The following is a 14,344-nucleotide window of genomic DNA, read 5'->3' as shown; positions in this document are numbered from 1 at the left end:
CCCCAGGCTTGACCGGACTCATTCCGGGTGAGGCGACGCTAGGGCGCGATGCTTGCGCAAAGCTTGAGCCTTGTGCCCGCCACCCCTTCGTCGCGAAGGGAACGCCAATAGCAGCAAATGGTTCAGCCGTATGTGCCAAAAACAGACATGTCCGTGCGGTTGACGTTTGCCAGTTGAAGGCGCTAAAGCGATGCGCGTGGAAGAGTGTCCGAGTGGTTTAAGGAACCGGTCTTGAAAACCGGCGTGCGGGAAACCGTACCGTGGGTTCGAATCCCACCTCTTCCGCCATTTTCCAACAAATAGATGATGTTGATCCCCGTCGCGTCGGCCGCGAGCGGCTAGCGATTTCCAATCCAGCCCCACCGGAACCTTGCTCGTTCCCTCCGGTTTGGTCCTCACGACCAAGGAGGATCATCATGGCGATTAAGGAGAATGTCGAAGCTGCAACTCGGATCGGCGATCCGGTTCGCGAAGGCATCGAGGCGGGAACGCAAGGCGGCGCGGACGAGAGTAATATCCGGGAGAGGGCTTACGCCATATGGGAAGAGCAGGGCCGTCCGGAGGGATCTCATGACGCCCATTGGCATCAGGCACAACGGGAACTGACGGACAAGCAATTGTCCGCAGGAGATCCGTCGCCGACAGGTCCATAAGGCGTAAGCCTCCAATGTTGGCGAGCAGATCATGCGCCAGTGCGTTAGCAAGTTATTAACCATATAAAGTAAAACGCTCCGCATCGATCCAATTGTGTTCGCATTTTAGCCACTTTGGCGGCAAAAGTTCACTGCTATACATTCGGTGCATAGGGGTATGTGCCGAACTGGTTCAATGGCAGTGCAAGCTTGCGGCGTCGCCGCCGGTCTGTTCTGCCGCGGCGGCATGGGACGAACACGTTGAGTTTGAGTGGCGGCAAGCTTTCGCGCGGCGCGAAGTGGATTGGGATCACCTTGATTTGTGCGGGCATGGCGTCCTGCGCAACGACCGAGACACCGAAGAACAAACCGAAACCTCGGAGCAAGGAATACTTCTCCGAGAAGGAATATGGCGTGAAGGCAAGCCCGCGCGTGGTGGGCGAGGGGCAGGCCGTGCCGAAGGGCGGCGGTCGTTTCATAGTCGGCCAGCCCTATCAGGTCAAAGGCAAGACCTACGTTCCCAAGGAAGACCCGAACTATAACAAGACAGGGCTTGCGTCCTGGTACGGCTCGGCGTTCCACGGTCGACTGACTGCAAATGGCGAAGTCTACGACAGCGACCACCTTTCTGCGGCCCACCCGACATTCCCGCTTCCGAGCTATGCGCGGGTGACCAATGTCGATACCGGCTCCTCAGTCATCGTTCGTGTGAACGATCGCGGCCCCTACCATCCGGGCCGCATTCTCGATGTGTCGGAAAAGACCGCGGAACTTCTTGATTTCAAGCGCTCCGGCACCGGCCGCGTCAATGTGCAATACGTCGGCCGAGCCCAGATGGACGGCAACGACATGCCGATGCTGATGGCATCCTATACCCGCAAGGGTGACCGCCTGCCGTCGATCCAGCCGGAAGGCCAGATTGCGACTGGCGTAATGGTTGCCTCCAATCAGTCGCTGGGCGACCAACTTCAGAGTTATGGTTCTTCCGAGCGTCGTACAGCCGCTCCTGTTGAGCGTTCGGCGGCGCCCGCAGCGCGACCGGCTCCGGTCGATGTTGCAGCTCTCGCCGTTCCTGCGCCGCGTCCGCTTGTCGCCGAAGCTCGCCAGCCGGCGAAGGTGGCGTCAAATCCAGCCGAAAAGCAGCAGCGGCAGGTGAAGCAGGCTCCAGCGCCCCAGCCGGTACAGGTCGCCTCCAATGCTCGCCCGGCAGAGCAGGTGGTGCGCCAGCCTCAGACGTCGGCGACCGCTTACGCCGGTGAGCCGCGGGCGAAGGAACCGATCGTCATGTTCGGCAACATGATCCTCCAGAACCCCGCGCCCGGTCAAAAGCCCGTGCGTTAAGCGCACTTGCGGTTGCATGCGCAACTGGCCACTGCTAGGCCAGACGTGACTGGCTCACGAGGGTGATGATGCGGCGTGTCTTGCTTCTACTCTTGCTGACGTTCCTTGGAACGTCGGCATCATGTGCAACCGCGAACGCACAGGAAACCCCACCGCCCTTTGCCACCAAGGCAAAGCAGGCATATCTGGTCGAATCCAAGACCGGTACCGTTCTTCTCGCGATCAACGAGAACCAGGATCTGCCACCGGCGTCGCTCGCAAAGCTGATGACGATGGAGGTCGTTTTCAGCGCCCTCAAGCGTGGCGAGATCACGCCTGACACGACCTATACCGTCTCCCAGAATGCCTGGCGCACCGGTGGGGCGCCATCCGGTACGACGACCATGTTTGCGGCGCTGAATTCCCAGGTTCGGGTCGAGGACCTGGTCAAGGGCGTGATCGTCCAGAACGGCAATGACGCATGCATCATCCTCGCGGAAGGCATATCGGGCTCGGAGAGCGGATTCGCCGCCCGCATGACGGCACGCGCAAAGGATTTAGGTCTCGGTCGTTCAACGTTCGGTAACGCCACAGGCCTGCCGAGTGCTGAAAGCCATACGACTGTGCGCGATCTTGTCGAGCTGTCGCGTCATATCCATCGCGAGTACCCGGAATATTACCCCATCTACTCGCAGCCGGATTTCGAGTGGAACAAGATCTTCCAGCGCAACAAGAACCCGCTGATGTCGCTCAACCTCGGCGTCGATGGCCTGGGCGCCGGTTATGCGGAAGGCGCGGGCTTTGCCCTTGCAGCGTCCGTCGACCGCAACGGCACGCGGCTGTTCCTCGCCATGGGCGGTCTCGCCAGCGACAAGGAGCGGCTGGAGGAAGCACGCAAGGTTCTTGAATGGGGGCTTTCTGCCTTCCAGACCAAGGTGTTGTTCAAGCAGGATGAGGTGATCGGTCAGGCGAGCGTCTACGGCGGCACGTCGCGTTATGTGGATCTCGTCGCCAAGGAGCCTGTCGACATCTACCTGCCGACCAACAATCCCGACCGCCTGTCGGCGCGGATCGTCTACCGCTGGCCGCTGAGGGCGCCGGTGGAGGCGGGGCAGGATGTTGGCGTGCTGCGAATTTCCGCCGGCGACCGCGTGATTCGGGAAGTGCCGCTGGTGACGAACCAGGCAATCGGTACCGGCACGCTTGCAAGCCGGGCGACCGACGCACTTCTGGAACTGATGTTCTTCTGGCTCTGATGCGCGGTTTCGCAGCGCATCCATCTGCGCTATAAGCCGATAAAACAGGAAGTGCGGAAATACGCGTGGCAGAACATCCCGGATTGTTTGTGACATTCGAAGGGGGCGAGGGGGCAGGCAAATCAACCCAGATTCGCCGTCTTGCGGATCGATTGCGCCGGGCCGGCCATGATGTTCTCGTGACGCGGGAGCCAGGCGGATCCCCGGGCGCAGAGGCGGTTCGCCATGTGCTGCTGTCAGGAGCCGCCGAGGAATTTGGCGTGCGCATGGAGGCCATGCTGTTTGCCGCCGCCCGCAACGATCATGTCGAGGAAGTCATTCGCCCGGCACTGGAAAGTGGCGCGATCGTGCTCTGCGACCGGTTTATCGATTCCTCGCGGGTCTACCAAGGCGTGACGGGCAACCTGGAGACGGATTTCATCGAGGCTCTGCAGCGCGTTGCGATCGATGGCGTCGTGCCTGACTGTACGCTGATCCTGGATCTGCCTGCGGAGACGGGCCTCGGGCGTGCGCGCCGGAGAGCAGCCGATGCTGCGCCGGACCGGTTCGAGCGCGAAGAAATCGAGACGCATGAAAAGCGTCGTGAAGCATACCTGGAGATTGCCGAGGCAGAGCCGCAGCGCTGCCGAGTGGTCAATGCCGAACGCGCCGAAGACGAGATCGCAGACGAGGTCTATGCGATCATCGAACCGCTGATCAATCGGTCGGGCGCGCCGGAACCCGCCGAAACGGAAAATGCCGAATGAGCGAAGACGTCGCAGGACTGCTCGACGGCGCACAGCCGCCGGCACGCAATACGAACCTGTTCGGGCACCAAGCGGCCGAAGAATTCCTGGCGCGCGCCTACCGTTCCGGCAAGGCGCATCATGCAATCCTGATCGAAGGTCCTGAGGGTATCGGCAAGGCAACGCTGGCGTTCCGCTTCGCCAACCATGTCTTGTCGCATCCCGATCCTGCTGCGGCACCGCCATACCTGACGGAACCGGATCCAGATTCGGCGGTGAGCCGGCAAATCGCCTCGGGTGCGTCCCATAACCTGCTACACCTTTCGCGCCCGGTCGATGACAAGACGGGCAGGGTGAAAAGCGCCATTACGGTGGATGAGGTGCGGCGGGCCGGCCATTTCTTCTCGCAGACCTCCGGCACGGGAAGCTGGCGCATCGTCATCATCGATCCGGCTGACGACCTCAACCGCAACGCCGCCAATGCGATCCTGAAGATATTGGAAGAGCCGCCGAAACGGGCAATGTTCCTCGTGTTGTCGCATGCGCCGGGCAAGCTGCTGCCGACGATCCGCTCTCGCTGCCAGCCGCTGCGCTTGTCACCGCTCAATGACAAGGACCTTTCGCAAGCGCTGGGAGCACTCGGGCTCGCGCTTGACGGTGGCAAGACCGAGGAGATGGTCCTGTCGATGTCGAAGGGCAGTGTGGCGCAGGCGCTGAAGCTGTTGAACTACGGCGGCACCGAGATCATCGCCGCGTTCGACGAAATCCTGTCCTCCGAAGGACCGAAGGCGCGCAAGGCCATGCATCGGCTGGCCGACGTGCTGTCCGGCAAGGATAGTGAGGTCATCTTCGGGTTCTTCATGGAACACCTGAGCGACCATCTGGTGGCACGGGCGAGGGCGGCAGCCTTGGCAGGCGATATCGCAACTGCCGACAGGCAGGCAAAGCTTGTCACAGACATCAACGAGAAGATCACTGTTTCCCAGGCCTATAACCTCGACCGGAAGCAGACGATCCTGTCGATCCTGGAAGCTGCGCGCGCCTGACTTTGGTCGTCACGCGGGTGCCATGGGAACATCACGAGGAAGTTTGGGTTTCGCATCTTCCAAACATGCGCTAAGAGCGCACAGCACATTTCTGTGCGGAAGACCTCCCTGCAAGTACCGAGTGCGACATGTCCAACAAGACGCCATATTACATCACGACCGCAATCTCCTATCCGAACGGCAAGCCGCATATCGGTCATGCCTACGAACTGATTGCGACGGACGCCATGGCGCGCTTCCAGCGCCTCGACGGGAAAGACGTATTCTTCCTGACCGGCACGGACGAGCACGGACAGAAGATGCAGCAGACGGCGCGCGCCGAAGGCATCAAGCCGGAAGCGCTGGCGGAGCGCAACTCCGGCGAATTCCTGGCGATGGGCAAGCTGCTCAACGCTTCCAACGACGACTTTATCCGCACCACCGAGCAGCGGCACCATGAGGCCTCGCAGGCCATCTGGAAGCGCATGGCGGCCAATGGCGACATCTACAAGGACAGCTACGCTGGTTGGTACTCGGTTCGCGACGAAGCTTATTATGCCGAAGACGAGACGCAGGTCCGCGACGGCGTCCGCTACGGACCACAGGGCACGCCGGTCGAGTGGGTGGAAGAGTCCAGCTACTTCTTCAAGCTCTCGGCCTATGGCGACAAGCTGCTGAAACACTACGAGGAAAATCCGGACTTCGTCGGCCCGAATGAGCGCCGCAACGAAGTCATCTCCTTCGTGAAGTCGGGCCTGCGCGATCTGTCGGTTTCCCGCACCACCTTCGACTGGGGTATCAAGGTGCCGGATGATCCGGATCACGTCATGTATGTCTGGGTTGACGCGCTGACCAACTACATCACCGCGACAGGATACCTCAGCGACCAGAACGGACCACGCGCCAAATACTGGCCCGCGGACGTGCACATCATCGGCAAGGACATCATCCGCTTCCACGCGGTCTACTGGCCGGCCTTCCTGATGTCGGCAGGCCTGCCGCTCCCGAAGCGCGTTTTCGCGCATGGCTTCGTGCTGAACAACGGCGAGAAGATGTCGAAGTCTCTCGGCAACGTGGTCGATCCCTTCGATATCATCGAGACGTTTGGGCTGGACTACGTGCGCTACTACCTCTGCCGCGAAATCTCCTTCGGCCAGGACGGCAACTGCAATGAGCAGCTGATCGCGACGCGCGTGAATGCCGACCTCGCCAACGGCATCGGCAACCTGGCCAGCCGCTCGCTGTCGATGATCGTCAAGAACTGCGACGGCGTTGTTCCCCAGCCGGGCGAACTGACCGAGGAAGATAGGGCACTACTGGCACAGGCCGACGCGATGCTGGCAAACTGCCGCGAGGAAATGGACCGCCAGGCGATCCATAAGGCTCTCGCTGCGGTGATCGCCGTGGTCTCTGAAACGGACCGGTATTTTGCCGCGCAGGCGCCATGGGTGCTGAAAAAGACGGATCCGGCTCGCATGGGCACCGTGCTTTACGTGACGGCAGAAGTGGTTCGGCAGATCGCCATCCTGCTGCAGCCGTTCATGCCACAGTCGTCGACCAAGCTGCTGGATCTCGTCAAGGCTCCGGCCGATGCGCGCGACTTCACGGCGCTCGGCGAAGCCGGTCGGCTGAAGCCGGGCATCGTGCTGGAGGCGCCGACCCCCGTGTTCCCACGCTACGTGGCTCCGGAAGCGTAAGGCTTCGTCATGTTGATCGACACCCATTGCCACCTCGACTTTGCCGACTTCGACGACGAGCGCGACGATATCATCGCGCGCGCTCATGAGGCCGGCGTCAAACAGATGGTGACCATCTCGACACGGGTTCGCAAGATCGATGGCCTGCTCGCGATCACGGAGCGTTATCCGTCGGTCTTCTGCTCGGTGGGCACGCATCCCAACAATGCCGGCGACGAACTCGACATCAAGACCGAGGATCTTGTCCGGCTGGCGAATGCGCATGAGAAAATCGTGGCGATCGGCGAGGCGGGGCTGGACTATTTTTATGACACCCAGAAGCCTGGCGACCAGAAGACGGGGTTGATCCGCCACATTGCCGCAGCGCGTGAAACCAAGCTGCCGCTTGTGATCCACAGCCGCAGCGCCGACGACGACATGATCGAGATCCTGCAGACGGAAAGCGGGAAGGGGGCCTTCCCTTTCATCCTGCACTGCTTCTCCTCAGGTGCAGAACTTGCTCGAGTTGGCGTGGAACTGGGCGGCTACATCTCCTTCTCCGGCATTCTGACATTCCCGAAGTCGCAAGAGCTTCGGGAGATCGCCAAGGACGTGCCGCTGGATCGGCTGCTGGTGGAAACGGATGCGCCATATCTTGCGCCGAAACGCTGGCGCGGTAATCGCAACGAACCGTCCTATGTGGTAAATACGGCGGAGGTTCTGGCGGAGTGCAAGGGCTTGAGCTACGCTGAGATGGCGGAGATCACCACCGAGAACGCGTTTCGCTGCTTTTCCAAGATGCCGAGGCTCTGAACCGTGGCCCGGTACCTGCGGCGTTTCACGATCCTTGGATGCGCGTCGTCGCCCGGTGTCCCGCGCCCCAATGGTGACTGGGGTGCCTGCGACCCGCGAAACCCGAAGAACCAGCGAACGCGCGCGGCATTCATGGTCGAGCAGATCGGCCCGGATGGCGAAAGCACGGTGGTCATCGTCGATACGGGGCCGGATTTTCGGCAGCAGATGGTCGCCAACAACGTCCGGCGCATCGACGCGGTACTTTACACCCATGCCCATGCGGACCACCTGCACGGCATCGATGACCTGCGGACCTATTTCATCCTGCAGCGCCATCGGATCCCGGTTTATGCCGATCCGGTGACCATGGAGCGAATCCGCCAGGGATTCGGCTATTGCCTCGAGACGCCGCCCGGCGGCAACTATCCGCCAATCGCGCGGCCGTTTCTCATCGAGGACATGGATGCGACGATCACGGTGGATGGGCCTGGCGGCTCGATCGAATTCCTGCCGCATGACCAGGTGCATGGCGAGATCCATTCGCTCGGCTTCAGGATCGGCGATGTGGCTTATTGCAGCGACGTCAGCGATTTTCCCGTCGAGACCATTCCGAAGCTGCAGGGCCTCGATCTGCTGATTATCGACACGCTGCAATACCGGTTCCATCCGAGCCATCTGTCGCTTGAGCAGTCACTGAACTGGATCGAGCAGTTGAAGCCCAAACGTGCCGTGCTGACGCATATGCACATTCCGCTGGACTACGACACGGTGATGGCCGAAACGCCTGCGCATGTGGAGCCGGCATTCGATAGCATGACCTATGAGGTCGAACTGAATCTCTAGGCGCCAGCTCTCCTCGTTGCCTTCTGTTCCATAATCTATGTTATCTGATGTTCGGATGTAGCCGCAAAGTTGGAATGTCCTGTTTCTGCAAAGTTGGAATGTCACACTCCCCGGGTCTGAATGATGCCTGGGAGATTGCAGATGGGATTGATAGCGATGAGCGAGCGCGATCTGCGGCGGATCGAGGTTTTATCGAAGGTCGCTGGCGGACGGATGACGACGGTGTCAGCGGCGCATGTGCTTGACCTGAGCGAGCGCCAGGTGCGCCGGCTTCTGGAGCGAATACGGACTGGCGGCGCGGCGTCGATCCGGCACAAGGCGATCGGCCGGCCATCGAACAACCGGATCAGCGACGGCGTTCGGGATTATGCGATGATGCTGGTGCGCGAACGTTATGCGGATTTCGGTCCGACCTTGGCGACGGAGAAGCTTGCTGAACGCGATGGTTTGCGCGTGTCGCGCGAGACGGTGCGCGGTTGGATGTCCGAGGCTGGACTGTGGTTGTCACGCAAACAGCGTCGGACGTTTCATCAGCCGCGTCTGCGCCGCGAAGCTTATGGCGAACTGGTGCAGATCGATGGGTCGGAGCATCGCTGGTTCGAGGATCGCGGACCGCCATGCTCGCTGTTGGTGTTTGTCGATGATGCGACTGGCAGGCTGATGCAATTGCGCTTCGTGCGCTCGGAAAGTGCCTTCACCTACTTCGAGGCGCTAGATCTCTATCTCCAGCGTCACGGCGCACCGATCGCCTTTTACTCGGACAAGCATTCGGTGTTCCGGGTGGCGAAGAAGGATGCCAGGGGTGGCCAGGGCATGACCCAGTTCGGGCGTGCACTTTGCGAGTTAAACATCGAGATTCTTTGCGCGAATTCGAGCCAGGCCAAGGGCCGCGTCGAGCGGATGAATCGGACGCTGCAGGATCGGCTGGTCAAGGAGCTGCGGCTGGCTGGCATCGACGATATGGAGGCTGGCAATGCGTTCTTGCCGGGCTTCATGGAGGATTACAACAGGCGGTTTGCGGTGGTCCCTGCCCGGCCCGATGATTTGCACCGGCCGATCAATCTGGGGCCGGACCGATTGGCGGAGATCCTGTGCAAGCGCGAGCAACGTTATGTCGGAGCGCAGCTGGCGTTTTCGTTCGAGCGCAAGCGGATCATGCTGCAGGAGACCGATGTGACGCGGGGGCTGGTTGGTCGCTATGTCGAGACCTATGCCTATGCGGACGGTCGCCTGGAGGTGCGTTGGAAAGGATATTCCCTGCCCTACACGGTGTTCGACAAGGACCAGCGGGTGACGCATGCGGCGATCACGGAGAACAAGCGACTGGGTGATGTTCTGGCCTATATCAAGGAACGCCAGGATCAGCAGTCGAAGCCGGACGTAAAGACCAACAGCGAGAAGATTGGCTATAAACCGCGTGGCCGGAAACCCGGTCCCCGGACAGATTACATGAACGATCCGGCGATCATCGCGCGACATGAGAAGGCACTGTTGCGGCAGCAAGCCGCAGAGTGAATGCTCGTTCGAATAGCCTCAAAGCTAAAGCCGAGGGGTGGTTCTCACCCGCCCCGATCTGATCTTGCAACCGGGATCAGCCGCTCAGATCGGGGCTGGTCCTCGTCCCATGCGGCGACTTCTCGGACATTTCTTTTTTGCAGGCTGGCGGACATTTCAACCTTGCCGTCACATCGGATATGGCTCTCGATGCGTGGACGGTTATCCGGTCGCCCTATCCTCCCATGATCCAGGCGCTGCCCTGTAGCCAATGACGAACTCCATCACCTTGCCCGACGACATCTCGCACGGTTTCAGCCGCGCGCCGGTCTTCAGCACATAGAGATTGAAGCTTATGATGTCCGTTCCTGCCAGCTCTTCGGCGAAGAGCCAGACGCAACGATTGTCTTCCGACCGCTTAACCCTCACGCCCCAGCGCCGCCCGTCGAACCGTCCTTCGCTATATCCTTCTGGGATCAGCGAAAGCGCCCGGAAAAAATGCGGCGGCTCCTGCTGACCTCTCGGGTTCATCACGGGCTTTCGGCGAAGCTTTTCAACGAGTCGCCTGCAAGCCGGTACCGGATCCATTCCTTCATCGGATCCGCACGAATTGCGTCGTAGACCTTGATGGCTGGTTCGTTCCAATCGAGCACGCTCCACTCGAAGCGGCCGCAGTTGTTTTCGATGGCGATCTGGGCGAGCCTCTTCAGGAGTGCCTTGCCTGCGCCAAGCCCACGCGCCGCCGGCGTTACATAGAGGTCCTCAAGATAGAGTCCGTTACGAGCCTGCCAGGTCGAATAGCTGAAGAACCAGATCGCCATGCCGATCGCCTCACTGTCGCGCTCGCAGATCAGAGCCTGTGTCACTGACCTGGGGCCAAAGATCGATTCCTCGATTGTCTCCAGCGTCGCGGCAACTTCGTGTTCGGCTTTCTCGTAAATCGCCAGTTCGCGAATGAAGCGCAGCAAGGTTGCGGTATCACTTCGCGTTGCCGCGCGGATCGCTAAGGGCATGACTTCTCCATCTATATATCATTCTGCTGGGGCTGCTGCGCTCATTCGGCAGCGGATTTGACCTCAACGACGTCCACTTCGTAGGAATAGCCGTCGAGCATGCCATAGGCTTTTTCGATATTGCTGATCTCGGTCTCGGCCTTTGCGATCGCTTCGTTGATCGTCTCGCAGCGCGATTTCAGCATCCGGCCGAGGACATCGGCTTCAGGCTTCTTGCCTATGCGGTCCATGTGGTTGCGGATGCGCGCCCGGTGGCGTTCCATCTCCAGGATGTGGAAGCGGGCGTTGACGATCTTGTCGGTGAGCTTGCGGCGCATGGCGGCCACAGGGTCAAAACTCCCCGGCTCCCGCTCATCCAGAATGATGTCGTTCACCAGCGTCTCCAGGATAACCAGCCCCTGAAGATCCTTGCTGTCGGCGAGTTCCGGATCGAATCCCGTGTCATCATAGACCTTGCGACGCAGCGGGTCCGACAGGAGCTCGTAGGACGCCGTCAGCTTGGCGAACGCATCGACATCTCCTCCGGCATCCGGATGAGCGGTCTTGGCGCGCTTGCGGTAGGCGTTCCTGATGGCCTGGCCATCGGCGTCCTGGGAAACACCGAGAAGTTCGTAGGGGTCGATCACAGTGTCACCTGCTTTCGCATAATCATTGTGTTGTGGTAGCGGCTTAGGACCATGCGCTCAACCCATATAAAGGCTTGTGGCCATTTTGGGGGCGGCAACACTCCCTCCCCAACTATCGAGATTCGTCGCGATCGTAAATTTCTCGTCCGTCCCTCTTCTCCTTGCGCGTCACGGCGCTAGCCTATCCGTATCCAAGGAGAAACAGCCTATGTCTGCACGGTTCGTTTTCGTCATCCTGACTTTGCTTCTCTTGCCGGTTTCGGCAGCCAAAGCTGAGGATCCTGTAGCTGATGCCCAGGCGGTGATCGCCGCACAGATCTCGGCCCTGGTGGGGAACGACGCCGAGACGGCTTATTCCTATGCCTCGCCCGGCATCCGCAGCCTTTATCCAAACAAGGACCAGTTCCTGCAGATGGTGCGCAAGAGCTACCAACCAGTCTATGCAGCCAGTTCCTATGCCTTCGGCAGATCAAAGCTCATCGGCGGCGGCGAGGTTGTGCTTCAGGAGGTGATGATCAGCGCCAAGGAAGGCAAGGACTGGACGGCTATCTACGAGGTCCGGCTGATGGACGACGGCAGCTACAAGGTCAACGGCGTGCGGATGATCCGCAATACCGTGAGCCAGGGGATCTGAGCCGAGCATCAGTTCGACAGTGGGGAAGCAGGACGCGCGCCCTACCCCAGCGCCTATACCGGATCAATGTCACCCCTGGCCCAGGCGTCTTGTGTCTCGGCGAAGAAGTCCGCAAAACGGCCCTCGGCGATCGACTGGCGAATGCCCTTCATCAGGTCCTGGTAATAATGCAAGTTGTTCCAGGAGAGCAGCATGCCGCCAAGCGCTTCGTCCGAGCGGATCAGGTGATGAAGGTAGGCGCGGGAATAGTCTCGCGCGGCTGGGCAACTCGATTCCTCGTCCAGCGGCCGCATGTCTTCCGCATGGCGGGCGTTGCGGATGTTGACGCGGCCGCGGCGGGTGAAGGCAAGCCCATGGCGCCCCGAACGGGTCGGCATGACGCAGTCAAACATGTCGATGCCCCGTGCCACCGACTTCAGGATGTCGTCCGGCGTGCCGACGCCCATGAGGTAGCGTGGCTTTTCTGTCGGCAGTACCGGCAGCGTCGTCTCGAGCATGCGCAGCATCACCTCCTGCGGCTCGCCGACAGCGAGACCACCTACGGCATAACCCTTGAGATCCAGTTGCTTCAGTCCCTCGGCAGAGCGGATGCGGAGTGCAGGCTGGTCGCCGCCCTGGACGATGCCGAACATGGCCTTGCCCGGCTGGTCCCCGAAGGCGACACTGCAGCGCTCGGCCCAGCGCAGCGAAAGCTCCATCGCGCGCTCGATTTCCTTTGGCTCTGCCGGCAGCGCCACGCATTCATCGAGCTGCATCTGGATATCCGAGCCGAGCAGGCCCTGGATCTCAATCGAACGCTCCGGCGACATGTGGTGCAGGCTTCCGTCGACGTGGCTCTTGAAGGTTACGCCCTTCTCGTCGAGCTTGCGCAGCCCCGAAAGCGACATCACCTGGAAACCGCCGCTATCGGTCAGGATCGGGTGTTCCCAACGGATCAGCTTGTGCAGGCCACCCAGCCGCGCGACGCGCTCGGCACCGGGGCGGAGCATCAGGTGGTAGGTGTTGCCCAGGATGATGTCGGCGCCGGTATCGCGCACCTGGTCAAGATACATGGCCTTGACGGTGCCAACGGTGCCGACCGGCATGAACGCAGGCGTGCGGATCGTGCCGCGCGGCATGGTGATCTCGCCCAAGCGGGCGCCGTCACTGGTGGTTTTGAGATTGAACTGAAATGTCTCGGTCATCGGTCGTTCCGGAAAAGCAGGCTCGCGTCACCATAGGAGTAGAAGCGGTAGCCCGAGGAAATGGCGTGGGAATAAGCGGCCCGCATGGTGTCGAGGCCGGAGAAGGCCGAAACCAGCATGAACAGCGTTGATTTCGGCAGGTGGAAATTGGTCATCAACATGTCGACTGCTTTGAAGCGGTAGCCAGGGGTGATGAAGATGCCGGTCGCGCCACTCCACGGGGCGACCGTGCCGTCGTCCTGTGCGGCGCTCTCGATCAGCCGCAGCGATGTGGTGCCGACGCAGACAATGCGGCCGCCGGCACGCCTGACAGCGTTGAGGCTGGCGGCGGTCTCGGCGCTTACATAGCCGATTTCCTGGTGCATCTTGTGGTCTGTGGTGTCATCCGCCTTGACCGGCAGGAACGTCCCTGCCCCAACATGTAGCGTCACGAAATGGCGCTGGATACCGGCCGCATCGAGCTTGGCAAAAAGCTCCGGTGTAAAATGCAGGCCGGCGGTCGGGGCCGCCACGGCGCCTTCTTCGCGCGCGTAGATCGTCTGGTAGTCCTTGTGGTCCTGCTCGTCTTCCGGGCGTTTGGCGGCAATATAGGGAGGCAGCGGGATATGCCCGACGGTCATGATCGCTTCGTCGAGCGCCGGTCCGGACAGTTCGAAGCGAAGCGTCACCTCGCCGCCCTCGCCCTTGTCCTCAACGGTCGCAACCAACGAACCCAGCAGGCATACGGTGGCATCTTCCCCAAACTGGATACGGTCGCCGATCTTGATCCGCTTGCCGGGCTTGGCGAAGGCCTTCCAGACATCCGGTGCGATGCGCATGTGGAGCGTTGCCGACACCTGCTGCCCACCTGCCCCCTCGCGATGGCGGATGCCTTCGAGCTGCGCCGGGATGACCTTGGTGTCGTTGAATACCAGCGCGTCGCCAGGCTTCAGGAAGCTTGCAAGTTCCGAAACGCGATGATCTGCCAGCGCAGGATCGGCGCCCGGCTTCACGACGAGCAGCCGCGCGCTGTCGCGTGGGCTCACCGGCCGCAGCGCAATGTTTTCTTCAGGTAGATCGAAATCGAACAGATCGACACGCATGGGAGGGGACCGTGCAGAAACGCGAAACCCGCTCCGCCG

The 14,344-nt window shown here is 60.9% G+C and carries 15 protein-coding genes and 1 tRNA gene; 11 read left to right on the top strand and 5 right to left on the bottom strand.

Going from position 1 to position 14,344, the window contains the following annotated elements:
- Positions 1-198: 198 nt before the first annotated feature.
- The 10 genes from CYG48_RS07185 to CYG48_RS07140 all read left to right on the top strand — a co-directional run bounded on the left by CYG48_RS07185 (position 199) and on the right by CYG48_RS07140 (position 9,787).
- Positions 199-288: transfer RNA gene (locus CYG48_RS07185), tRNA-Ser, on the top strand.
- Between the two features lie 128 nt (positions 289-416).
- Positions 417-653, top strand: coding sequence for a DUF2934 domain-containing protein (locus CYG48_RS07180; protein ID WP_118849739.1), 237 nt, complete (start codon positions 417-419; stop codon positions 651-653).
- A gap of 309 nt (positions 654-962) precedes the next feature.
- A complete protein-coding gene (locus CYG48_RS07175) occupies positions 963-1,973 on the top strand; it encodes a septal ring lytic transglycosylase RlpA family protein (protein ID WP_118851535.1) in 1,011 nt (336 codons plus the stop codon).
- A gap of 68 nt (positions 1,974-2,041) precedes the next feature.
- On the top strand, positions 2,042-3,208 hold the full coding sequence (locus tag CYG48_RS07170; protein ID WP_118851534.1) for a D-alanyl-D-alanine carboxypeptidase family protein: 1,167 nt from the start codon (positions 2,042-2,044) through the stop codon (positions 3,206-3,208).
- Positions 3,209-3,273: 65 nt separating this feature from the next.
- Positions 3,274-3,954, top strand: a complete 681-nt coding sequence (gene tmk, locus CYG48_RS07165; protein WP_118849738.1) for a dTMP kinase — start codon at positions 3,274-3,276, stop codon at positions 3,952-3,954.
- Positions 3,951-4,979, top strand: a complete 1,029-nt coding sequence (locus CYG48_RS07160; RefSeq protein WP_118849737.1) for a DNA polymerase III subunit delta' — start codon at positions 3,951-3,953, stop codon at positions 4,977-4,979. The genes tmk and CYG48_RS07160 overlap by 4 nt, the downstream gene beginning before the upstream one ends.
- Positions 4,980-5,107: 128 nt before the next feature.
- Positions 5,108-6,655, top strand: coding sequence for a methionine--tRNA ligase (gene metG, locus CYG48_RS07155; protein WP_118849736.1), 1,548 nt, complete (start codon positions 5,108-5,110; stop codon positions 6,653-6,655).
- 9 nt (positions 6,656-6,664) lie between these two features.
- The gene (locus CYG48_RS07150; protein ID WP_118849735.1) at positions 6,665-7,447 is read left to right on the top strand and encodes a TatD family hydrolase; all 783 of its coding nucleotides are present in this window, start codon (positions 6,665-6,667) and stop codon (positions 7,445-7,447) included.
- A 3-nt stretch (positions 7,448-7,450) separates the two neighbouring features.
- Positions 7,451-8,272 (top strand): MBL fold metallo-hydrolase, encoded by an 822-nt coding sequence (locus CYG48_RS07145; protein ID WP_118849734.1) that lies wholly within the window; start codon positions 7,451-7,453, stop codon positions 8,270-8,272.
- A 141-nt stretch (positions 8,273-8,413) separates the two neighbouring features.
- A complete protein-coding gene (locus CYG48_RS07140; RefSeq protein WP_118849733.1) occupies positions 8,414-9,787 on the top strand; it encodes an ISNCY family transposase in 1,374 nt (457 codons plus the stop codon).
- 201 nt (positions 9,788-9,988) lie between these two features.
- Here CYG48_RS07140 and CYG48_RS07135 read toward each other — a convergent pair whose 3' ends face one another.
- Genes CYG48_RS07135 through CYG48_RS07125 form a run of 3 tightly spaced genes read right to left on the bottom strand, consistent with a single transcriptional unit; the run spans position 9,989 to position 11,405 of the window.
- On the bottom strand, positions 9,989-10,297 hold the full coding sequence (locus CYG48_RS07135) for a hypothetical protein (RefSeq protein ID WP_118849732.1): 309 nt from the start codon (positions 10,295-10,297) through the stop codon (positions 9,989-9,991).
- Positions 10,297-10,779, bottom strand: coding sequence for a GNAT family N-acetyltransferase (locus tag CYG48_RS07130; RefSeq protein WP_118849731.1), 483 nt, complete (start codon positions 10,777-10,779; stop codon positions 10,297-10,299). The genes CYG48_RS07135 and CYG48_RS07130 overlap by 1 nt, the downstream gene beginning before the upstream one ends.
- 41 nt (positions 10,780-10,820) lie before the next feature.
- Positions 10,821-11,405: a J domain-containing protein gene (locus CYG48_RS07125; protein ID WP_118849730.1), complete on the bottom strand. Its 585-nt coding sequence runs from the start codon at positions 11,403-11,405 to the stop codon at positions 10,821-10,823.
- A 208-nt stretch (positions 11,406-11,613) separates the two neighbouring features.
- On the opposite strand from CYG48_RS07125, the gene CYG48_RS07120 reads away from it, so the two are divergent.
- Complete coding sequence (locus CYG48_RS07120) at positions 11,614-12,039, top strand: DUF4864 domain-containing protein (protein WP_118849729.1); 426 nt, start codon at positions 11,614-11,616, stop codon at positions 12,037-12,039.
- 53 nt (positions 12,040-12,092) lie between these two features.
- Here CYG48_RS07120 and tgt read toward each other — a convergent pair whose 3' ends face one another.
- Together tgt and queA are read right to left on the bottom strand one after the other, a co-directional pair.
- The gene (tgt, locus tag CYG48_RS07115) at positions 12,093-13,223 is read right to left on the bottom strand and encodes a tRNA guanosine(34) transglycosylase Tgt (RefSeq protein WP_118849728.1); all 1,131 of its coding nucleotides are present in this window, start codon (positions 13,221-13,223) and stop codon (positions 12,093-12,095) included.
- Positions 13,220-14,305, bottom strand: a complete 1,086-nt coding sequence (gene queA / locus CYG48_RS07110) for a tRNA preQ1(34) S-adenosylmethionine ribosyltransferase-isomerase QueA (RefSeq protein WP_118849727.1) — start codon at positions 14,303-14,305, stop codon at positions 13,220-13,222. The genes tgt and queA overlap by 4 nt, the downstream gene beginning before the upstream one ends.
- Between the last annotated feature and the right edge of the window lie 39 nt (positions 14,306-14,344).

Source organism: Neorhizobium sp. SOG26 (assembly GCF_003491345.1).
In the GTDB taxonomy this organism is placed as follows: domain Bacteria; phylum Pseudomonadota; class Alphaproteobacteria; order Rhizobiales; family Rhizobiaceae; genus Neorhizobium; species Neorhizobium turbinariae.
The sequence above is the reverse complement of the archived record's forward strand: the minus strand, read 5'-3'. Positions and strand labels throughout refer to the sequence as shown.